The 20,375-nt window shown below is 65.3% G+C and carries 23 protein-coding genes and 1 tRNA gene; 12 read left to right on the top strand and 12 right to left on the bottom strand.

The features are described from left to right. Positions 1–15: 15 nt before the first annotated feature. Together I6N89_RS06095 and pheS are read right to left on the bottom strand one after the other, a co-directional pair. Positions 16–300 carry a YrhK family protein gene (locus tag I6N89_RS06095; RefSeq protein ID WP_207017361.1) on the bottom strand — a complete coding sequence of 95 codons (285 nt, stop codon included), beginning with the start codon at positions 298–300 and terminating at the stop codon, positions 16–18. Positions 301–414: 114 nt separating this feature from the next. Further along, positions 415–1,485 (bottom strand): phenylalanine--tRNA ligase subunit alpha, encoded by a 1,071-nt coding sequence (pheS, locus tag I6N89_RS06090; RefSeq protein WP_207017360.1) that lies wholly within the window; start codon positions 1,483–1,485, stop codon positions 415–417. A 132-nt stretch (positions 1,486–1,617) separates the two neighbouring features. Here pheS and I6N89_RS06085 point away from each other — a divergent pair. Then, positions 1,618–1,694: transfer RNA gene (locus I6N89_RS06085), tRNA-Arg, on the top strand. A gap of 86 nt (positions 1,695–1,780) precedes the next feature. Here I6N89_RS06085 and rplT read toward each other — a convergent pair. From rplT to pyk, 4 genes are all read right to left on the bottom strand, one after another. Next, positions 1,781–2,146 carry a 50S ribosomal protein L20 gene (rplT, locus tag I6N89_RS06080; protein WP_076697202.1) on the bottom strand — a complete coding sequence of 122 codons (366 nt, stop codon included), beginning with the start codon at positions 2,144–2,146 and terminating at the stop codon, positions 1,781–1,783. 17 nt (positions 2,147–2,163) lie between these two features. After that, positions 2,164–2,364, bottom strand: coding sequence for a 50S ribosomal protein L35 (gene rpmI / locus I6N89_RS06075; protein ID WP_009504408.1), 201 nt, complete (start codon positions 2,362–2,364; stop codon positions 2,164–2,166). A 172-nt stretch (positions 2,365–2,536) separates the two neighbouring features. Continuing rightward, a complete protein-coding gene (locus I6N89_RS06070) occupies positions 2,537–2,761 on the bottom strand; it encodes a hypothetical protein (RefSeq protein ID WP_207017358.1) in 225 nt (74 codons plus the stop codon). Positions 2,762–2,842: 81 nt separating this feature from the next. Further along, the gene (pyk, locus tag I6N89_RS06065; RefSeq protein ID WP_207017356.1) at positions 2,843–4,288 is read right to left on the bottom strand and encodes a pyruvate kinase; all 1,446 of its coding nucleotides are present in this window, start codon (positions 4,286–4,288) and stop codon (positions 2,843–2,845) included. A 152-nt stretch (positions 4,289–4,440) separates the two neighbouring features. Here pyk and I6N89_RS06060 point away from each other — a divergent pair, with 152 nt between their 5' ends. After that, positions 4,441–5,178, top strand: coding sequence for an N-formylglutamate amidohydrolase (locus I6N89_RS06060; protein WP_207017354.1), 738 nt, complete (start codon positions 4,441–4,443; stop codon positions 5,176–5,178). A gap of 14 nt (positions 5,179–5,192) precedes the next feature. Next, entirely contained in the window at positions 5,193–5,507 is a 315-nt protein-coding gene (locus I6N89_RS06055; protein ID WP_207017352.1) for a DUF1244 domain-containing protein, read from the top strand. Positions 5,508–5,584: 77 nt separating this feature from the next. Here I6N89_RS06055 and I6N89_RS06050 read toward each other — a convergent pair whose 3' ends face one another. Further along, positions 5,585–6,115 (bottom strand): DUF3576 domain-containing protein, encoded by a 531-nt coding sequence (locus tag I6N89_RS06050; protein ID WP_236016457.1) that lies wholly within the window; start codon positions 6,113–6,115, stop codon positions 5,585–5,587. 273 nt (positions 6,116–6,388) lie between these two features. Here I6N89_RS06050 and I6N89_RS06045 point away from each other — a divergent pair, with 273 nt between their 5' ends. The 6 genes from I6N89_RS06045 (at position 6,389) to I6N89_RS06020 (ending at position 12,210) form a co-directional block, all read left to right on the top strand. Next, complete coding sequence (locus tag I6N89_RS06045; protein ID WP_207017351.1) at positions 6,389–7,432, top strand: porin; 1,044 nt, start codon at positions 6,389–6,391, stop codon at positions 7,430–7,432. Positions 7,433–7,513: 81 nt separating this feature from the next. Further along, positions 7,514–8,986, top strand: a complete 1,473-nt coding sequence (locus I6N89_RS06040; RefSeq protein WP_207017350.1) for a tetratricopeptide repeat-containing sulfotransferase family protein — start codon at positions 7,514–7,516, stop codon at positions 8,984–8,986. Continuing rightward, a complete protein-coding gene (locus I6N89_RS06035; RefSeq protein ID WP_207017349.1) occupies positions 8,977–9,630 on the top strand; it encodes a YggS family pyridoxal phosphate-dependent enzyme in 654 nt (217 codons plus the stop codon). The genes I6N89_RS06040 and I6N89_RS06035 overlap by 10 nt, the downstream gene beginning before the upstream one ends. 137 nt (positions 9,631–9,767) lie before the next feature. Further along, entirely contained in the window at positions 9,768–10,700 is a 933-nt protein-coding gene (locus tag I6N89_RS06030; protein WP_207017348.1) for a bifunctional riboflavin kinase/FAD synthetase, read from the top strand. Beyond that, entirely contained in the window at positions 10,697–11,167 is a 471-nt protein-coding gene (locus tag I6N89_RS06025) for a YcgN family cysteine cluster protein (protein ID WP_207017347.1), read from the top strand. Before I6N89_RS06030 ends, I6N89_RS06025 begins: the two co-directional genes overlap by 4 nt. Further along, positions 11,167–12,210, top strand: a complete 1,044-nt coding sequence (locus I6N89_RS06020; protein WP_207017346.1) for a threonine aldolase family protein — start codon at positions 11,167–11,169, stop codon at positions 12,208–12,210. Before I6N89_RS06025 ends, I6N89_RS06020 begins: the two co-directional genes overlap by 1 nt. 2 nt (positions 12,211–12,212) lie before the next feature. On the opposite strand, the gene I6N89_RS06015 is transcribed toward I6N89_RS06020, so the two are convergent. Both I6N89_RS06015 and hspQ read right to left on the bottom strand, forming a co-directional pair. Then, positions 12,213–12,827 carry a LysE family translocator gene (locus tag I6N89_RS06015; protein WP_207017345.1) on the bottom strand — a complete coding sequence of 205 codons (615 nt, stop codon included), beginning with the start codon at positions 12,825–12,827 and terminating at the stop codon, positions 12,213–12,215. Between the two features lie 25 nt (positions 12,828–12,852). Then, positions 12,853–13,179: a heat shock protein HspQ gene (gene hspQ / locus I6N89_RS06010; RefSeq protein ID WP_207017343.1), complete on the bottom strand. Its 327-nt coding sequence runs from the start codon at positions 13,177–13,179 to the stop codon at positions 12,853–12,855. Positions 13,180–13,432: 253 nt separating this feature from the next. Between hspQ and I6N89_RS06005 the strand changes: the two genes are divergently transcribed. Further along, positions 13,433–14,026 carry a lytic transglycosylase gene (locus tag I6N89_RS06005; RefSeq protein WP_207017336.1) on the top strand — a complete coding sequence of 198 codons (594 nt, stop codon included), beginning with the start codon at positions 13,433–13,435 and terminating at the stop codon, positions 14,024–14,026. A 28-nt stretch (positions 14,027–14,054) separates the two neighbouring features. Here I6N89_RS06005 and I6N89_RS06000 read toward each other — a convergent pair whose 3' ends face one another. Further along, positions 14,055–14,639 (bottom strand): LolA family protein, encoded by a 585-nt coding sequence (locus I6N89_RS06000; protein ID WP_207017334.1) that lies wholly within the window; start codon positions 14,637–14,639, stop codon positions 14,055–14,057. 355 nt (positions 14,640–14,994) lie between these two features. On the opposite strand from I6N89_RS06000, the gene I6N89_RS05995 reads away from it, so the two are divergent. Both I6N89_RS05995 and I6N89_RS05990 read left to right on the top strand, forming a co-directional pair. Then, a complete protein-coding gene (locus I6N89_RS05995) occupies positions 14,995–15,456 on the top strand; it encodes an antitoxin Xre/MbcA/ParS toxin-binding domain-containing protein (RefSeq protein WP_207017333.1) in 462 nt (153 codons plus the stop codon). Next, positions 15,456–15,920: an RES family NAD+ phosphorylase gene (locus I6N89_RS05990; RefSeq protein ID WP_207017331.1), complete on the top strand. Its 465-nt coding sequence runs from the start codon at positions 15,456–15,458 to the stop codon at positions 15,918–15,920. The genes I6N89_RS05995 and I6N89_RS05990 overlap by 1 nt, the downstream gene beginning before the upstream one ends. An 8-nt stretch (positions 15,921–15,928) precedes the next feature. On the opposite strand, the gene I6N89_RS05985 is transcribed toward I6N89_RS05990, so the two are convergent. Both I6N89_RS05985 and I6N89_RS05980 read right to left on the bottom strand, forming a co-directional pair. Beyond that, positions 15,929–19,147, bottom strand: coding sequence for a DNA translocase FtsK (locus I6N89_RS05985; RefSeq protein ID WP_207017329.1), 3,219 nt, complete (start codon positions 19,145–19,147; stop codon positions 15,929–15,931). 19 nt (positions 19,148–19,166) lie between these two features. Continuing rightward, the gene (locus tag I6N89_RS05980; RefSeq protein WP_207017321.1) at positions 19,167–20,348 is read right to left on the bottom strand and encodes an aminotransferase class I/II-fold pyridoxal phosphate-dependent enzyme; all 1,182 of its coding nucleotides are present in this window, start codon (positions 20,346–20,348) and stop codon (positions 19,167–19,169) included. Positions 20,349–20,375 lie beyond the last annotated feature (27 nt).

Below are 20,375 nucleotides of genomic sequence, written 5' to 3'. Positions count from 1 at the left end.
CGCGATGGCTCCGGGTTACTCGCCTTCGGCGCGATGCACGAGCCGGTCGAGCTTGCCCATGCGGTAAAGCTTGATCTCGCGGATCAGGCGAATGGTCGGCTTGGCCATGAAGAACACCGATCCCGCGGTGAAGAGCCAGACCGCCGGGATCTCATAGACCGGAAAGAAGAACAGCACCGAGCCCACGGTAAAACACAGCGCGGCGGCGAAATCGACGGCGGTATAGACGATCTCGAACAGCGCATAGACCCGGCGTGTATCGGCGTTGCGTTCGCGGTTGGCGTGGTGGAAAAGCTTCATGCCGGTTGGCCTCGCGACAGATTGGAGCCTTGCGTTACACGCGTTACGCTGGGATTCGCGCGGGTGGGGATCGTAGGACAGTTCTCGAATCCCCGCCCCGCCAAACCCGGGATCTTACCGCGACAGGCCACCCCGGATCGTCGGCACGTCCAGCGCCGCGAAGCCGTAGTGCCGCAGCCAGCGCAGATCGCTGTCGAAGAAGGCGCGCAGGTCGGGGATGCCGTATTTCAGCATCGCGATCCGGTCGATCCCCATGCCGAAGGCAAAGCCCTGCCACTCTTTCGGGTCGATCCCGCCAGCCTCCAGAACCTTCGGGTGCACCATGCCGGAGCCCAGCACCTCAAGCCAGTCGTCGCCCTCGCCCACCACGACCGAGCCGTCTTTCCACTGGCACTGGATGTCGACCTCTGCCGAGGGCTCGGTGAAGGGGAAATGCGAGGCGCGGAAGCGGGTCTTCACCGTGGTGCCGAAAAAGGCCGAGAAGAACTCCTCCAGAACCCATTTCAGATTGGCCATGGAGATATCGCGGTCGATCGCCAGCCCCTCGATCTGATGGAACATCGGCGTGTGGGTCTGGTCGTAATCGGCGCGATAGACGCGACCCGGCGCCACGATGCGGATCGGCGCGCCGTTCTTCTGCATGGAGCGGATCTGCACCGGCGAGGTATGGGTGCGCAGCACATGCGGCGGGCGCTCGTCGCCCTCGGCGCGGTGCATGTAGAACGTGTCCATCTCGGCGCGCGCCGGGTGGTGGCCGGGAATGTTCAGCGCGTCGAAATTGTACCAGTCTTCCTCGATCTGCGGGCCCTCGGCCACGGCAAAGCCCATATCGGCAAAGATCGCGGTGGCTTCCTCCCAGACCTGGCTGACCGGGTGGATGCTGCCGGTGCGGCGGGCGCGGCCCGGCAGGGTCACGTCGAGCCATTCGGCGGCCAGCCGTTCGTCGAGCGCGGCATCGGCCAGCGCAACCTTCTTGGCGGCGAGCGCGGAATTGATCTCGTCCTTGAGCGCGTTGAGCTTCGGCCCCATGACCTGCCGCTCCTCGGGGCTCATCTTGCCGAGGCTCCGCATCTGGAGGCTGATTTCGCCCTTCTTGCCCACCGCCTGCACGCGCAGCTCTTCGAGCGTCGCCTCGTCGGCGGCGGCGGCGATCAGGTCGATATATTTGTCGCGCAGGTCATCCATCCCGGTACCCTCGGATTGTCTGTGCGCTTCACCTACCGGGGGCAGTGCAAAGACGCAAGCCGGCAGGGGCAAAAGCGCCCTCGCGGGCAATTGCACAGGTCGTGGCAAGGGGCTAGAACGGGCGGGCGCAAAGGCCCGTTAGCTCAACTGGATAGAGCAGCTGACTTCTAATCAGCAGGTTGAGGGTTCGAGTCCTTCACGGGTCGCCAGCGCCTCTTGTTGCAAGGCACGCACAAAAGAGAACCGCGCCCGGGATGCCGGGCGCGGTTCTTTTTTTCGGCGGTAACGCAGTGGCTCAGGCGGCCAGCGCACCCTTGGCCTGCTCGACGATGGCACCGAAGGCTTCGGGCTCGTGCACGGCGAGATCGGCGAGCACCTTGCGGTCCACCTCGATCCCGGCCTTGGTCAGACCGTTGATGAATTTCGAATAGGTCAGCGCCTCGTCATGCGAACGCACAGCCGCGTTGATCCGCTGGATCCAAAGCGCGCGGAAGTTGCGCTTGCGGTTCTTGCGGTCGCGGGTCGCGTACTGGTTGGCCTTGTCGACGGCCTGGGCTGCAACCTTGAAGGTGTTCTTGCGGCGGCCGTAATAGCCTTTTGCCTGCGAGATGACCTTCTTGTGACGGGCGTGGGTGACGGTACCACCTTTGACTCGTGCCATGTGTCAGATCTCCTCTATCAGCGGTCGTAGGGCATATAGCCCTTGACGATTTTTGCGTCGGGAGCCGACAGCGTGGTGGTGCCGCGTGCATCGCGGATGAACTTGGTGGTGCGTTTGATCATGCCGTGGCGCTTGCCGGCCTGACCTGCGACGACCTTGCCGGTCGCGGTCACCTTGAAGCGCTTCTTGGCGCTCGATTTTGTCTTCATCTTGGGCATTTCCGTCTCCTTGACGTTTGGCGTTGACGCGCGACTCGGCATGCCACTCCGGGCCGGCCGCGCGGGTAGAGGCGCCTCCTATAGGACCGGGCGCCTTATGATGCAAGCGGGAATCCTCGTCGCAGGCTACCGCGTAGGGTGGGCAATCTGCCCACCGCCCCTGCGCGCCGCACTACCGGAGCATGTCGCCGATCACGCCGTAAACGGCGTCGGGAACATCCGCCAGCCGGTAGCCGTCCGGCTGCTTGGTATTCCCATGCAACAGCACCGCTACGGCGACCACCGCGACCACGGCACCGACAAAGGGCCGGCGCCCGTCCGAATAGGCCGAGAGCATCGCCGGAACAGCGATCACAGCGAGAAACAGGCCGAGGACAAGAAGGTGGTCGGGGCTCATATGTGCCTTTCCGCGGCGGAGAGAAACCGCCACGGAAACGAGCCTAGCAGAGCCCCCGCCATTCGCGAAACGCGAAGCGCCCTATTCCGGATCGGTGGAATAGATCAGCCGCTCATCGCAGGGTGCCACGCGCAGGATGTTCGTCGTGCCCGGGATGTTGAAGGGCACGCCGGCGGTCACCACGATCTGGTCCTCGGTGCCGGCATAGCCCTGCGCCCGCGCCGCCCGCGCGGCATTCACCACCGCCTGCTTAAAGCGTTCAAGCTCGCCGGTCATCACGCAGTTCACCCCCCAGGTCAGCGACAGCCGCCGGGCGGTGCCGCGCAGCGAGGTCATGGCGATGATCGGCACGCGCGGGCGCTCGCGCGCCACCTTGGCCACGGTGGTGCCCGAGGAGGTGAAGCAGCAGATCACCTTGATATTCGCGGTCTCGGCGATCTCGCGCGCGGCGGCGACGATGCCGTCGGCGACGCTGGTGCGGTCGATATTGCGCGAGGCCTCGATGATCTCGGTATAGGTCGGGTCCTTCTCGACGCCCGCAGCGACGTTGTTCATCGTGGTCACCGCCTCGACCGGATACTGACCGGCGGCCGATTCCGCCGAGAGCATGATCGCATCGGAGCCCTCATAGATCGCGGTCGCCACATCCGAGACCTCGGCGCGGGTGGGCATCGGGCTCTCGATCATCGATTCCAGCATCTGGGTGGCCACGATCACCGGCTTACCGGCCTTGCGGCAGGCGCGGATCAGGCGCTTCTGGATCGGCGGCACCGCCTGCACCGGCAGCTCCACCCCGAGATCGCCGCGCGCCACCATGATGCCGTCGGACACTTCGAGGATCTTGTCGAAGGCCTTCACCGCCGAGGGTTTCTCGATCTTCGACAGAATCGCCGCGCGGCCTTCGCAGAGCTTGCGCGCCTCTTCCACATCCTCGGGCCGCTGCACAAAGCTCAGCGCCAGCCAGTCGACGCCGAGTGCAGCGGCGAATTCCAGATCGCTGCGGTCCTTCTCAGACAGCGCCGCCAGCGGCAGCACCACATCGGGCACGTTGACGCCCTTGCGGTTGGAGATCGTGCCGCCCGCCTCGACCACGCAATTGGCGAAATCCTCGCCGCATTCCTCGACCCGTAGGCGGATCTTGCCGTCATTGACCAACAGATGCGCGCCGACGCCGAGCGCCTGGAAGATCTCCGGATGCGGCAGGCAGACGCGTTTCTTGGTGCCCGGCGCCTCGTCGAGATCGAGCCGGAACGTATCGCCCCAGTCGAGCTCTTCCTCGCCGTTCTCGAATGTCCCGACCCGCAGTTTCGGGCCCTGAAGGTCCGCGAGAATCGCGATCGGGCTGTCGAGATCCTTTTCCACCTGACGGATCAGCCGGTGCAGTTTGGTGATGTCCTCGTGGCTGCCGTGGCTCATATTGAGGCGGAACACGTCGGCCCCGGCCTCGTGCAGCGTCCGGATCATTTCATATGTATTGCTGGACGGGCCCAGCGTGGCCACGATCTTCACTTTGCGCAAACGTCTCATTTCCGTCTCCCTGCTCCGGCGCGTCCCATGCCCCGGCCCCGAATTGTTTACCCTTAAACCAGTTATCGCTAACACCTTCATGAAGGTATTGCGCAATTCCCTTCGCGGCACAACTGCTCTAAGTGGAGCGGGCAGGATTTCAGACAAGAGCCATGACCTACACGCCATATCACACAGAGGGAGAAGGCCGGAACGGACGGTTTCTGGTCACCTGCGATCATGCGAGCAATACCGTGCCACCCGATCTCGGGGGAACCCTTGGACTGCCCGAAGCGGACATGGCGCGGCATATTGCCTATGATGTAGGCGCTCTGGGCGTGGCCCGCGCCCTGGCGGCAGCGCTCGACTCGCCGCTGATCTGGGCGGATTTCTCGCGGCTGGTGATCGACCCCAACCGCGGCGAGGACGACCCGACGCTGCTGATGCGGCTCTATGACGGCTCGGTCATCCCCGGCAACCGCCACGCGGATGCGGCAGAGCGCGAGCGCCGGCTCAACGCCTATCACCGCCCCTATCACACGGCGCTGGAATCGCTGGCGGCGGCGCGCGAGGATGTCGCCATCGTCTCGATGCATTCCTTCACGCGGCAATTGCGCGGACGCCCGACACGCCCCTGGCATGTGGGCATCCTGCACGCCTGGGACGCGCGGCTGTCGGCCCCGCTGATCGCCCGGCTCGAAGCCGAGCCGGATCTGACCGTGGGCCGCAACCAGCCTTATCCCGGCCACCTGCCCGGCGATGCCATCGACCGGCACGCGCTGCGCCACGGGCGGGTGAACACGCTGATCGAACTGCGCAACGACCTCATTGCCACGGAAGCGACCCAAGAGCACTGGGGCACGCGACTGGCGCCGCTGCTGGAGGCGGCGCTCGACGACGTGCCGGACTGACGGAGGAGAAAGACATGGACGACCAGACCCGCATCGAGATCGAGGCCGCCGCCTTTCGCCGGCTGCGCAAACATCTGATGGAAGATCGCAAGGACGTGCAGAATATCGACCTGATGAATCTGGCCGGGTTCTGCCGCAACTGCCTGTCGCGCTGGTATCAGGAGGCAGCCGCCGAGCGCGGGATCGAGATCGGCAAGGACGAGGCGCGCGAGATCTATTACGGCATGCCCTATAACGACTGGAAGGCGCAGCATCAGACCGAGGCGGACGACGCCAAGAAGGCCGCCTTCGACACCGCGTTCCGCGAGAATGTCAGCAAGGACGGCTGAGCCCGGGGCAACTTCCTTCGAAGGAAGTTGCAACTCTTTTCGAAAAGAGTTGCGCGACCCCGGCGGTCAGCCCTTTATCAGAGGTTGCCGTCGCGGGCGCGCAGCTGCCGGGCGCGGGTCAGGATCGCATCCTCGACCGCGCGCACGGTGGCGCCGTCCACAGGACCGGAGCGGGTCATCAGCGCGACATTGAGCGAACGCGCATCGAGCGCCGGATCGGAAACATAGATCGTCGCACGATAGGCGCGGCCGCTGCCCGGCGGAGTGCCGTAGCCGGTGGTGATCACGCCGGTGAACGGATCGACCGACTCGACGGGCAGGAAATCGAGCACGTCGAGCGAGGCGTTCCAGATATAGCGATTCACCGCGCCGACCTTGCCAGCATCCTCGCGGGCACGGAAAATGTCCCAGATCGTCGACTCAGGGCGCCCCTCGCGACCGTAGATTTCCTTCTCGATGATCTGCTCGGAGGTCTCCGCGTTGCCGGGCGGCACGGTTTGTGTGTCGGAGCCGCGCCCGTCGAACCAGCCGCGGACGGATCCGCAGCCGGCCAGAGCCATCATCCCGCCGAACAGAGCGACTCTCACAGCGTTCCGCATCATTTTCATCGGCAAAAGCTCCTGCCCGTCCCGTCTCTTTCGCCCCCTGCATACTCGGCACACCCGCGCGCGACAAGCCGTCAATCTCCTTGAACCAAGGCGCTTTCCCGTGTGGCGTTCGGGGCAGCGGGCAATTTTGTGGCAATTGCGCATCACTGATTGGCTCGTTCCGCGCGCCTTTCAGCGACCGGTTGCAAACGCGGGGGGGGAAGGCGCATAGAAAGCCCATCAAGGCCGGGCTACCCGGATTGGTACGTGCCTTACGAACACATGAGGGAAACAATGAAAAAGATTCTGTTTGCTACCACTGCGCTGGTTGCAACCGCAGGCGTCGCCTCGGCTGAAGTCGCCCTGACCGGTACCGCCGAAATGGGTATCTACAGCCCGTCCACGGAAGATGCTGACACCCAGTTCTTCACCGATTTCGACATCCGCTTCACCCTGTCGGGCGAAGCCGACAACGGTCTGACCTTCGGTGCGACCATCGATCTGGACGAAGCTGCCGACAACAAAAACCCGGGCCGTTTCGAACTGCCGGGCAAGCAGGGCGGTGAAGCTGTCTTCATCTCCTACGGTGGCGCAACCCTGACCATGGGTGACACCGACGGTGCATACGACGCTCGCATCCCGGAAATGGCTCTGGCAGCCGCCTCGCTGAGCGACGACGAAACCGTTCACGCTGGCTTCAACCACGGCGACGGTGACTCGCTCGGCATGACCGGCCTTGACGGTGCCGGCTCCGACGGTCAGATCGCTCGTTTCGACTACGCCTACAACGGCTTCACCTTCTCGCTGTCGGCCGAGCAGACCGCAGACGGTTCGGATGCTGTGATCACTGCCGACGGCGTGATGAGCAAAAGCGCAGCGCAAGACGAAGGCCTCGCTTATGACAGCATCGGCGACACCATCTGGGGCGTCGGTGTGTCCTGGAGCGGTCAGGTCAGCATGGTCGACCTCACCGTCGGCCTCGGCTACCAGACCCTGGAAGATGTTGCTGACGTGACCGGCATCGCCGTCACCGGTGGCTTCGCCAATGGCATCTCCGCCGGCCTGACCTACTCGGTCTCCGACATTGATGGCAGCTCGGACGACATTACCCACGTGGGTGTCGGCTTCGGCTACGAAATGAACGCCATCGCAGTTGGCCTGAACTGGGGTCAGTTCGAGTACGACGGCGACAACCAGTCGGGCTGGGGCCTCGCGGCATCCTACGACCTCGGCGGCGGCTTGGAAGCCCGTCTCGGCTACGGCTACTCCGACATGGAAGGCGTTTGGGGCTCGGGCGACGACAGCACCTGGTCGCTGGGTCTGAACATGAGCTTCTAATCTCCCCGGAGATTACGCTAAGGGAAGAGCGGGCATTTGCCCGCTCTTTTCTTTTTGTCCAACCGCCGAGGTGCCCGCCCAATGCTGCCGCTCTCCGCCGCGATGAAAACCCGGCTCTTCCAGCAGGCAACCGGCCTCATGGCCAAGGGCCAGTTCGCACAGGCCCGGACCGCGCTGACGCAGCTGGCGCAGGCGGATCCGCAGCGCCCGGAAATCCCCTTCCACCTGTCGAGAATCGCCTTCGAAGAGGGCGACCGCGAAGCCTGCCTCCGCCACCTGCGAAAAGCCGTCGCATTGGCGCCCGGCAATGCCAAGCTCACCCAGCACGCCGCCGAGCGGTTCCGCTATTTCGGCTGCGCCGAGGAAGCGCTCGCCGCCTATGACCGGCTCATTGCCGCCGATGGCAAGGCGGTGAAGCCGCGCGCCGACAAGGCGCATTACCTGCAACTGCTCGGCCGGTTCGACGAGGCCGAGAAGATCTTTCGCAAGCTGATCCGCCAGCACCCGAACGAAGCGCAGCTCTACCGCATCTTCCTTGCCACGAAAAAGCTCTCCGCCGGCGACCCTTTGCTTCAGGCGATGGAGCGGCTCTGGACGCGCAAGGAGATGAAGGACGAGCCGCGAATCCATCTCGGCTACGCGCTCGGCAAGGCGCTGGAGGAGACCGGTCAACCGCAGCGCGCCTTTGCCTGCTTTGCCCGCGCCAATGCCTTGCAGCGCAAGGCGGCGCCTTTCGACAACGCCGCGCAGGATCGCGAGTTCACCGCCGTGCGCGACGCGCAGGCAGGGCTTTCGCCCGAATCCGCCCTCACGGAACCTCTCTCCCCCCGCCCGGTCTTTGTCACCGGCATGCCGCGCTCCGGTACGACGCTGGTCGAGCGCATCCTCGCCGCCCATAGCGAGGTGTCGGCTGGCAACGAGTTGAGCCTCGCGCTGAAGCTCGCCTATGGCATGTTCGGCGCCGGCGAAGCCATGCGCCCCCTCGCCGACACCGCTCCGGAAAAGCTGCGCGCCTTCGCCGAACGCTACACCACGCTCGCGCGCCGCGACGTGCCCGGCGACAGCCCGGTGATCACCGACAAGTCGATTCTCTCCTATCTGATCGTCGGGCTGCTGCATCACACGCTGCCCGGCGCGCGCTTTATCGTCGTGCAGCGCGACCCGCGCGACATCGCCCTGTCGATCCACAAGAACTACTTCGCCACCGGCACGCATCGCTACGCCAACGACCTCGCGGATATCGCCCATGCGATCAAACGCTTCCGCCGGCATGTCGCGCACTGGAAGGCCGCGCTGCCCGGCGTCATCCACGAGATCCGCTATGAGGCGCTGGTGGCGGACCCCGAACCGCACTCGCGCGCACTGATCGCGGCGGTGGGGCTTGACTGGCAGGACGCCTGCCTCGATTTCCACAAGAACAGCGACGCCGTGAAGACGCTCAGCGTCAGTCAGGTGCGCCAGCCGATCTATACCGGGTCGGCGCAGGCCTGGAAGAAATACGAGCGCGAGCTGCAACCGTTCATAGAAGCCTGGGGAGACGAGCCATGGGACTGACCGATATCCGCGACCGCGTCGCCAAAGCCGAAGCCGAGGCCGGACGCGACCCCGGTTCGGTCCAGCTGATCGCAGTCAGCAAAGTGCAGCCGCTGGAGCGGGTCGAGGCGGTGCTGGAGCAGGGGCACCGGCTCTTTGGCGAGAACAAGGTGCAGGAGGCGCGCGGAAAATGGCCCGATTTCATGGAGCGCTACGAGGGCGTCTCCGTACATCTCATCGGGCCGTTGCAGACCAACAAGGCGCGGCAGGCGATGGAGCTCTTCTCCGCCATTCACTCGCTCGACCGGCCGAAACTCGCCAACACGCTGGCGCGGCTGGCACAGGAGATGGGCGCCTGCCCCGATCTCTTCATTCAGGTGAACACCGGCGAGGAAGAGCAGAAGGCCGGCATCCTGCCCGCCGATGCGGATGCCTTCATCGCCGAATGCCGCGGGCTCGACCTGCCGATCAAGGGGCTGATGTGCATCCCGCCGGTCGAGGAGACGCCCTCGCTGCATTTCGCACTGCTCGGCAAGATCGCCGAACGCAACGGGCTGGAGGGGCTCTCCATGGGCATGAGCTCCGATTTCGAAGAGGCCATCGCGCTCGGCGCCACCCATGTACGCGTGGGCTCGGCGATCTTTGGCGAGCGCGATTACGGATAACGGATGCCGTAGGGTGGGCAATACTTGCCCACCGTGTCCGCACGCTGGCACAAGACCAGCCCCCTCTGTGGCGGCATTGCCATTCCCCGCCCCGAGCCGCCTTGCGCATGCTGGCCGCTGGGGCTAGGCCTGCGTTCATGCGGATCATCCGAGATTACCAATATGTCGAGCCCGAAGACCGGGGCGCCAGTGTCGCCATCGGAAATTTCGACGGCGTGCATCTCGGCCATCAAGCCGTGATAGACCTCGCCCGCGCGGCAGGCGGCGGCGCGCCCTTCGGCGTGCTCACCTTCGAGCCGCATCCGCGCGAGTATTTCGCACCCGACACCCCGCCCTTCCGGCTGATGTCCTCCAAGGCGCGTGCCTCGCGGCTGGAAAAGCTCGGGGTGGAGCGGCTCTATGAGCTCAATTTCAACAGCGCGCTGGCCGAGCTCACACCGGAGGAGTTCTGCCGCAGGGTGATCGCCGACGGGCTCGGGCTCAAACATGTGGTGGTGGGGGCCGATTTTTGTTTCGGCAAGAACCGCAAGGGCACCGTCAGCGATCTCCAGCGCTTCGGCGAAGAGCTGGGCTTCGGCGTCACTGTCGCCAAGATTCTGGAGTATGACGGCGGGCAGGTCAGCTCCACCGCGATCCGGCAGGCGCTCAGCGACGGCAACCCGCGCGAGGCGGCGGCACAGCTCGGCCACTGGCACCGCATCGAGGGCCCGGTGATCGGTGGCGAGCAGCGCGGTCGCGAGCTGGGCTATCCCACCGCCAACATGTCCATCGAGGGGCTGCACCCGCCCAAGCTCGGCGTCTATGCCGTGCTGGTGCAAATCCTGGATGGCGAGCACAAGGGCAGCTATCACGGCGCCGCCTCCATCGGCGTGCGCCCGATGTTCGGCGAGAACAAGCCCAATCTCGAAACCTTCATCTTCGACTTCCACGGCGATCTTTACGGGACGACCCTGTCGGTCGGGCTGGTCGAGTATCTTCGCCCTGAGGTGAAATTCGACGGGCTCGCCGCGCTCATCCAGCAGATGGATGCCGATTGCGCCAAGGCGCGCGAGATCCTCTCGGCGCTATGAGCGATCCGATCGACCGCAACGGGCTGGCGCCCCGGTTCTGGGAGAAAAAGCCGCTCGCCAAGCTCTCCAAAGCCGAATGGGAGGCGCTGTGCGACGGCTGCGGCAAATGCTGCCTCAACAAGCTCGAGGACGAGGAGACCGGCGAGGTCGCGCTGACCCGCGTCGCCTGCCGCCTCTTCGACGACAGCACCTGCCGCTGCGCGCAATACCCGATCCGCCATCAGTTCGTGCCAGAATGCATCGTGCTGAAACCCACGAATATCGACGAGCACGCCTACTGGATGCCGCAGACCTGCGCGTACCGGCTGCTCTGGGAGGGCAAGCCGCTCTTCGACTGGCACCCGCTGATCTCGGGCGACCCGGAAACGGTGCATGAGGCCGGGGTGTCCATGCGGGATCGCACCGTTCCGGAATTCGAGATCGGCGAGGACGATTGGGAAGACCACATCATTGAGGAGCCGATCTGATGTTCTTTGCCTCCGACAATTCCGGTCCCGTGGCGCCGCAGGTTCTCGACGCGCTGGCCCACGCCAATGAGGGCCACGCCATGGGCTATGGCAACGATCCGCTGTCGCAACAGGTGGCCGAGGATCTCCGCGCTCTGTTCGAGGCGCCGGAGGCGGCGGTCTATCTGGTGCCCACCGGCACGGCGGCCAATGCGCTGTCGCTCGCCTGTCTCTGCCCGCCCTATGCCACGGTGTTCTGCTCGCCCGCCGCGCATATCCATGAGGATGAGTGCAACGCGCCGGAATTCTACACCGGCGGCGCCAAGCTGACCCTGGTGGGCGACAGCGACCGCATGACCCCCGAGGCCCTGCGCGCCGCCATCGCCGGCGAAGAGACACGCGGCGTGCACGGGCCGCTGCGCGGGCCGGTCTCGATCACCCAGCTCACCGAGCGCGGCAATGTCTACTCCATGGAGGAGCTGCGCGCGCTGACCGGCGTGGCGCAGGAATTCGGCCTGCCGGTGCATCTCGACGGCGCGCGTTTTGCAAATGCCGCCGTCAAGCTCGGCGTCACCCCCGCCGAGATGAGCTGGAAGGCCGGTGTCGATATCTGCGTCTTCGGCGGTACCAAGAACGGGCTAATGGGTGTCGAGGCGGTGCTGATTTTCAACTCGGAGAAAGCTGCGGAATTCGAGCTGCGCCGCAAGCGCGGGGCGCTGCTGTTCTCCAAGCATCGCTATCTCGCGGCACAGATGGCCGCCTATCTCGAAGGCGATCTCTGGCGCGATCTGGCGGGCCGCGCCAATGCGCGTTGCGACCAGCTCGTGCAGGGGCTGAAGGGTTTGGACGTGACGCTGCAAACCGACCGCCACGCCAACGTACTCTTCTTCGACCTGCCCCGCCGCGTACACCGCAAGCTGCACGCCGCCGGCGCCGTCTACAGCATGTGGGACAGTCTCGACGGCCCCGACGACAGCATCGCCACCGCAAGGCTGGTCTGCGACTGGTCGCTGCCGCCCGAGGCGGTCTCGGAATTCACCGACCTGCTCGCCCGGTCGCTCTGACATCAGCGCGGCAGCCGTGCCAGCGCCAGCCCGGCGCCCGCCAGCAGATAGAGCCCGCCCGTCATCCGGTGCCGCAGCCGTCCCGCATGGCGCAGCCAGCCACGAGCCCGTCGCGCGGCCAGCGCCCAGAGCAGATCGCCTGTGAAAAGAACCATTAGGTAAAGCGCGGCCACACCGGCCAGCGCCCCGGCACCGCCGCCCGGCGCCACGAATTGCGGCAGGAAGGCCGCGTTGAAGATCAGCGTCTTGGGATTGACCGCCGCGACCAGCGCCCCCTGCACCAGCAGCGCAACAACGCTCCGACGTCGCGGCGCCTGCACCTCCAGCGCCGCAGCCCCGCGTCGCCATGTGCTGACCCCAAGCCAAAGCAGATAGGCCACTCCGGCCCAGCGCAACAGCTGAAAGCCCCAGGCGGCCAGCTCAAGCAGCGCCGCGAACCCCGCGACCACAAACATGACCTGGGCCGCCACGCCAAGCGTGGTCCCCGCGACAGTTGCCACGCCAAGACGCAGCCCATACGCCAGCGTGTTGGCGACGATCAGCGCCACGTTCGGCCCGGGGATCGCCACCAGCAGCGCGGTTGACGTCACGAGGGACAGGGCCGCCACGATCTCCACCGGCGCGCCCTCCCCTGCGGCTCCGTCAGTTCAGCTGGAAATGCAGCTCGTAGCTGCCATCGTTAAAGGCCCCGAAGAGATCGGGAATGTCCGGGTGATCCACCGGCTCGCCGGAATAATCGGCAATGAGGTTCTGTTCCGACACATAGGCCACGTAAAAGCTCTGCTCGTTCTCGGCGAGCAGATGATAGAAGGGCTGGTCCTTGATCGGGCGCGATTCCTCGGGAATCGCCTCATACCATTCCTCGGTATTGCTGAATTCCGGATCGACATCGAACACCACACCGCGAAACGGGTGCTTCTTGTGACGGACAACCTGGCCCAGATGATATTTCGCGCGCTGTGTGTGCATATCGACCTCTAGGGACAAGTCATGGCATTTTCGCGGCAGAAAGTCCAACTTTGGGACATATTTTAGAGGAAACAGACTGTGAACTCTCGTCCAACAGTTGCGCCACCAACTGGCATCCACCGCATCTTTGGCCCGTTAGCATAAAGACGCTGACGGCAGGTTCCAGCGGAAATGTGATTCCCTCTGCTTCTACATTCGGGTATTCTGGAAACTAGGCAAGAAACTTACAAAAACAATGAAAAGCGAGAGGCAGATGAGCAGATGGCTTCGCGCGTTGGTGATTGTGTTACTGGCTGCGTCCTGCGGGGGCGGCGGCGGAAGCGGGCGGTCGCCCAGCAATCTCGATGACGCCTGTTCGATCCTGAACCAGCGCCCACAGTACTTCCGCGCCTTCCGGGCGGCGGAACGCAGATGGGGCGTGCCGGTGCATGTGCAGATGGCGACGATCTATCAGGAAAGCAAATTCAAATCCGATGCCCGCACGCCGTTCCGCTACGCGCTCGGCGTGATTCCCTATGGGCGGCAAAGCTCTGCCTTCGGCTACAGCCAGGCGCTGGACGGCACCTGGGACGAATATCTGGTTGCCACCGGCAAGCGCCGGGCGCAGCGCGACGATATCCGCGATGCCACCGATTTCATGGGCTGGTACATGGCGGGCAGCCGCGACCGACTGGGCATCAGTCTGCGCGACGCGCGCAACCAGTATCTCGCCTATCACGAGGGCCGCACTGGCTTTTCGCGCGGCAGCTACAATTCCAAGGCCTGGCTTATGCGCGTGGCCGACGAGGTGGGCAATCGCGCCATCATCTACGAGGTGCAGCTGGCCAATTGCCGCGCGGCACGCTGAGCGCCGCGCAAAGTGGTCGAGGGTGGGGTCAGTTCCCCACCCGCTTCACGTCGAAGACGCTGTTCGACAGGCTGGTATTCTCCAGCCCGCCCAGTACCACCGTGGTCTTGCTGCCGCTGCCGTCGTCGATCACCCATTGCCGCAGCTCCACCGGGTTGCCGGTGAACTTGAGCTGGATCGAGCCGTACTCGGGCCGCTTCGGATCCTGCGCGGTCACCGTGGTGGCGGTGCCGTCATAGCTGTGCCCGGTGACCATGCCCGCCTGCCCCAGATCGACGTTGCGCGCCAGGATGATCGACAGCGGCGTCTGGCTGAGCGGATAGGTCTCGGGCTGGCCGCTCACCTTCTTGTCGAAGATATAGACCGCGCCCGACCAGGCCAGAACCAGCGCCTGCTCGGGCGGGTTGTATTCGAACCGCGCCTTGCCGGGCCGCTTGAGGAAAATCGTGCCCGTCGAGATCGAGCCATCCGCATTGATCTGCGTGAACGGGCTCTTGGCTGACTGGATCGTGTTGAGATAGCTCGAGATCTCGCCAAGCGAGAGCTTTTGCGCCGCCGCCGGAAGCGCTGTCAGCATCACGGCCGCCAGCGTGGCGGAGATGAGTCGGAGCATGTGTGGTCCTTCCTGCTCGTGTCGTCGCCTCTATATGGCAATGCGGGCACGGTTATGCGATAGCCGCCCGCCGTCATGAGCAGATAGGCGCCCTACAACGCGCGTCCAGCGTCGCCCGGCCGACGCGCACTTTTCCGCCACAGCATACCGTCGCGCACCTCTGTCCCGGCACCGAAAATGCGGTAAATTTGACTCACACATCGCTCAACGCGCGGAGCGACGGCTTGACGACGACGTAAAGAACCGCCACATTGCAGCGAGCTTCACCGCAAATGGCGGAAACTCAGCGCCCTCGCTCAGGCGAGGGCGTTTGGAGTCTCTAACGAGATCTGCGGCACAGTAGACGAGGAACGACGTGGCAACGAGACAAAGCGATCCCAAAGCGTCAGCGGCGCACATCCGCGTGTTGCCGGGCAAGGGCTATGAGGTGCACCGTGCCGACCGTATCGCGTTTTACGATCTCTCCTACAGCTCGATCATGTCCGGCGTCTCCGCATCGGTCGTACGCGAGATCCAAAAATCCTCGATCCTGGACAAGGGAGACATCAACAGGATCATCCCGAACAGGACGCTGGAACGGCGTATGCAGAAAGACGAAGCGCTGCGTCCGGACGAGGCGGACGCGATTGCGCGGCTGCTGCGCGTCGTCGCCCACGCTTTCCGGGTGTTCGAGGATGAGGAACTTGCCGAGGAATGGCTGCGCAGCCCCAATCCCGCGCTGAACGACGAAGTCCCGATGACCATGGCGGCGACCGATGTCGGCGCCCGTGAAGTCGAAGGCGTATTAACGCGGCTGGAGCACGGAATTTTCGACTGATGCGTGTCTGGCGCCTGACACGCCCCGACTATGCGCCCGGTCTAGACGGTCTGGGCGCCCGCAAGGAGGGCGGCCGCTGGAACAGCCCCGGCCGTCCCGCGGTCTATTGCGGCGGCTCGCTCGCCCTGAGCTGCCTTGAGGTGTTTGTTCACCTGCCACCCTCGATGAGAACGACCGAAAAGCTGCCCGCGCTGACCGCGGTCGAACTCGACCTGCCCGACGAGCTGCCGCGCTCCGAGGCGGCCTGGGCGGATATTCCCAAAAATCCCGAAATTGCCGATTTCCGCGCGATCGGAGATCTGTGGCTCGCCGAGCGGAAGACCGCCATCCTCTCCGTGCCTTCTCTGATCATCGAGGCGGAAAGGAACTACATCCTGAACCCCGAGCATCCGGATATGGACCGGATCGAAATCCTCTCACAGCAACCTTTCCGCTTCGACGGCCGGATGGCCAGCGGGCGTTAGCGCCCGGCTCAGGCCTGTTCCGGCACCAGGATCTCGCGCTTGCCGACATGGTTGGCCGCCGAGACCACACCCTCGTCCTCCATCTGCTCCACCAGACGCGCGGCCTTGTTATAGCCGATGCCCAGCTTGCGCTGGATATAGGAGGTCGAGCATTTGCGGTCCTTGATGACGATGGCCACCGCCTGATCGTAGAGCGCATCCTCGCCACCGGTATTGCCGCCGGTGTTGAGGCCCAGCACCGCGTCGATATTGTCGGCCTTCTCCTCGTCCGGCCCCTGCACCACGCCCGAGACGTATTCCGGCGGACCGAAGGCCTTGAGATGGTTCACCACCTCCTCGACTTCCTCGTCGCTCACAAACGGCCCATGGCAGCGGGTGATCTTGGCACCGCCGGCCATGTAGAGCATGTCGCCCATGCCCAGAAGCTGCTCGGCGCCCATCTCCCCGAGGATGGTCCGCGAGTCGATCTTCGAGGTCACCTGGAACGAGATCCGCGTGGGGAAGTTCGCCTTGATCGTGCCGGTGATCACGTCGACCGAGGGGCGCTGGGTGGCCATGATCAGGTGGATGCCCGAGGCCCGGGCCATCTGCGCCAGACGCTGGATACAGGCCTCGATCTCCTTGCCGGCGACCATCATCAGGTCGGCCATCTCGTCGACGATGACGACGATATAGGGCATCTTCTTGGGCTCGAACTCTTCGGTCTCGAACACCGGCTCGCCGGTCTCGTCGTCAAAGCCGGTCTGCACGGTGCGCGAGAACATCTCGCCCTTGCCCAGCGCCTCGGCGACGCGGCCATTGTAGCCGTCGATGTTCCGCACGCCCATCTTGGACATCTTGCGGTAACGGTCCTCCATCTCGCCCACGACCCATTTCAGCGCCACAACGGCCTTTTTCGGGTCGGTCACCACCGGCGAGAGCAGATGCGGGATGCCGTCATAGACCGAGAGTTCCAGCATCTTGGGGTCGATCATCACCAGCCGCAGATCGTCCGGCGTCAGCTTGTAGAGCAGCGACAGGATCATGGTGTTGATCGCCACCGACTTGCCGGAACCGGTGGTCCCTGCGATCAGAAGGTGGGGCATTTTGGCGAGGTTGGCGACCATCGCGTCGCCGCCGATATCCTTGCCCAGCGCCAGCGGCAGCTTCTGATTGCCGTCGCCGTAATCGCGCGAAGAGAGGATCTCGCGGAAGGATACCATCTCGCGGTTCTCGTTGGGCAGTTCGATGCCGATCACAGAGCGGCCCGGCACGGTCGAAACCCGCGCCGAGAGCGCCGACATCGAGCGGGCGATATCGTCGGCGAGCCCGATCACGCGGCTGGCCTTGAGGCCCGGCGCCGGCTCGAGCTCGTACATGGTCACGACCGGGCCGGGGCGGACCGAGACGATCTCGCCCTTGACGCCATAGTCGTCGAGCACGGTTTCCAGCATCCGCGCGTTCTCTTCCAGCGCCTCGTCCGAGAGGTGGTGACGCTCGATCATGTCGGGGCTGGCCAGCAGGCTCAGCGGCGGCAGCTCGTATTCGCTGTGACTGTCGTCAAAGCCCAGCTGCGGCTGCGCCTCTGCCTGCGCGCGGCGCGAGGGCTGCATAGGCTTGCGCTGCGGCTGCTGCACCACCTTTTTCGGCTGCGCGATCGGGATCGGCGCGCGCTCGGCCTCCGGCGGCATGGCGGGGATATAATCGTCCTCGTCGCCATAATCGTCGAAATCGCGGTAATCGGCGAAATCGTCCTGATCGTCGGTCAGCGCCTCCTCAGGAGCTGCGGGCGGAGCCGGCGGCACGGCGGGCTGCGGCGCCATCACGCGGGCAGGCGCTGGCTGCGGCGCGGCGGCCTCGGGTGCTGCGACAGCCTCGGGTGCGACCTCGGGAGCCCACTCCTCGGACGTGATCTCGGGTGCAGGCGCGGCCACGCGCGGCGGCGCCGAGAGCGGCGGCTCGGGCGGCAGCGCGTGGGTCTGCGGCGCATGCGCCGCGCTCACCGGCGGCTCGCGGCGGGTCTCCGGAGCGGCCTGATAGATCAGCGGCGCGGGGCCGCGGCCACGACCCTTGGTCAGCGGCTTGCTGGGGTCGGGCACGAATTCGGGTTCCGGCGCCGGTTCGTTGCGGCGGGCGCGGATGACATCGGCGATCTTGGCACGGATCCGGTCTTCGCCCGGCTCGTCGATGTCGTAATCCAGCACATCGGTCTCGACCAGCTCCGGCTCGGGAAGCGGATCGGCGCGCTTGATCAGCGCCGGAACGCGCGCGAGCAGGCCGGTCTTGCGTGGCTCCGGCGCCGGGGCGGGCGCAGGCACCGGGGCGGGGGCGACAGTGGGTTCGACCCAATCGACGCTGTCCTCGAAAGTGGCGGGCGCATGGTCATAGGCCTGCTCGGGCGCGGGGCGGTGCACCGGCACCGGCGCGGGACGATGATGCTCGGGCGCAGCGGGGGCCGGGGTGCGGCGCACCAGGCTCGGTGCCGGCACGGCTTCCTGAGCGGCGGCCCAGGCGGTGGCCTCGGCCTGCTCCTGACGGCGGCGCTCGCGGCGTTCGGCCTGCGCGGCCTGCATGCGCTGCGCGGCCACCACCGAGGCGCTCGCGCCGCGACCCAGCAGATTCAGCAGCGTGGCATAGACCATGACGACACCGACCACGAGGAAGCGCGCGATGGCGTTCAGTTCGACCCGGGTGAAGCCCAGCACAAAGGCGCCCATGGCGACGATGCCGACTCCCAGCACCATCATCACCAGCTTGAGCCCGAGCCCGGCGCCCAGCGGCAGGATGCCCAGAACCGAGCCCATCATCATATCGCCGAAGAGACCGCCGAGACCGAAGCTGTGGGTCCATTCGGCGCCCACCGGCTGACCTGCGGCATAGATCGCCGAGAGCGCGATCCAGATCGGCGCGAAGACGACCCGCGAGAGCGCGCGCTCTTCGCCGCGGTGGAGAGCGAGGCGAGCCCCCCAGACCAGCAGCACGAGCGCGAGACCCCAGCTTCCCCAGCCGACGATCATGAAGAGCGGCGCGGCGATGGAGGCACCGATCCGGCCCATCCAGTTCTGCACCGGCGCATCGGTGGCGGAGAGCCAAGACGGATCGTCGGGCGTGTAAGATCCAATCATCGCGGCAGCCATCAGCCCCAGCGCCACCAGCGCCAGCCCGGCCAGCTCCTTGCCGCGCTTCTCGATCGCGGCCTGCATGTTGCTGTCGAATAGGGGGTCACGCCCCCGCGCCTGATATGCCATCGCTCGCCTCGTCTTTTTCTTATTGCCCGAAGAGACAGTCACGGATCCGCGTCAGCCCCTGTTCGGTTTCGTCCTTGGGGGCCACGAGGGCCACCCTGATATATCCCTTGCCCGGATTTCCCTCGGCCGTCTCCCGCGAAAGATAGGCCCCCGGCAGCACCCGCACCCCGGTCTCCTGCCAGAGCTTCAGCGCCGCCGCCTCGCCATCCTCGACCGGCAGCCAGAGAAAGAACCCCGCCTGTGGCGGCTCATAGCCCGGCACATTGCCGAAGATGCGGTCAGCCATGGCGAATTTCTCGGCGTAAAGCGCGCGGTTCTCGACCACATGCGCCTCGTCCGCCCAGACCTTTCCGCTGACCCGCTGGATCGGCAGCGGCAGCGGCGCGCCGGCATAGCTGCGCAGCAGCTTGATCCGCGCCAGGCTCTCCGGCCCGCCGGCGACAAAGCCCGAGCGCAGCCCGGGCAGGTTCGACCGCTTGGAGAGCGAGTGAAAGATCACCACACGCTCGGGGTCGGCGCCCATCTCGCGCGCGACCTGAAGCGCGCCGAGGGGCGGGGTGTCGCGGTAGATCTCGGAATAGCACTCATCCGCGAGGATCTGGAAATCATGCTTTTCGGCCAGCGCGATGAGCCGTTCCCAATAATCGCGGTCCGCCACCGCGCCCTGCGGGTTGGCCGGCGAACAGACATAGGCCAGCGCCGCACGGTCGAGCACCTCGGCGGGCAGCGACTCATAGTCGGGCAGATGGCCGGTCTCTTTCGTCGCGTTCACGAAAACCGGCTCGGCATTCACCGAGACCGTGGCCACCGCATAGACCTGATAGAACGGATTGGGGATCAGCACCGTGGGCTGCCTGCCGGACTTGGTCTCGGGGCAGAGCGCCATGGCGGCGTTATAGAGCCCCTCGCGCGTGCCGTTGAGCGGCATCACCTGCGTGTCAGGGTCCACCGTCACGCCATAGCGGCGCGCGATCCAACCGGAGATGGCGCTGCGCAGCTCCGGCGTGCCGTCATTGGGCGGGTATTTCGCGAATTCCGAAACATTGGCGGCCAGCACCTCGCCGACCCAGGCGGGAAAGGCATGTTTCGGCTCGCCGATCGACATATGCGTGACCGGCCCGCCCGGCGCGTGCGCGTCGAGCAGCGCCCGCAAACGCGGGAACGCATAGGGCGGCAGGTTCGAAAACCGCTCGGGAAACATGGCTTTGGTGCCTTTTGACTGCCTGCA

The sequence above is a fragment of the Salipiger abyssi genome (assembly GCF_017311415.1).
GTDB lineage: Bacteria > Pseudomonadota > Alphaproteobacteria > Rhodobacterales > Rhodobacteraceae > Salipiger > Salipiger abyssi_A.
Note: the sequence above shows the minus strand (reverse complement) of the source record. Positions and strands in the feature narration are given on the sequence as shown.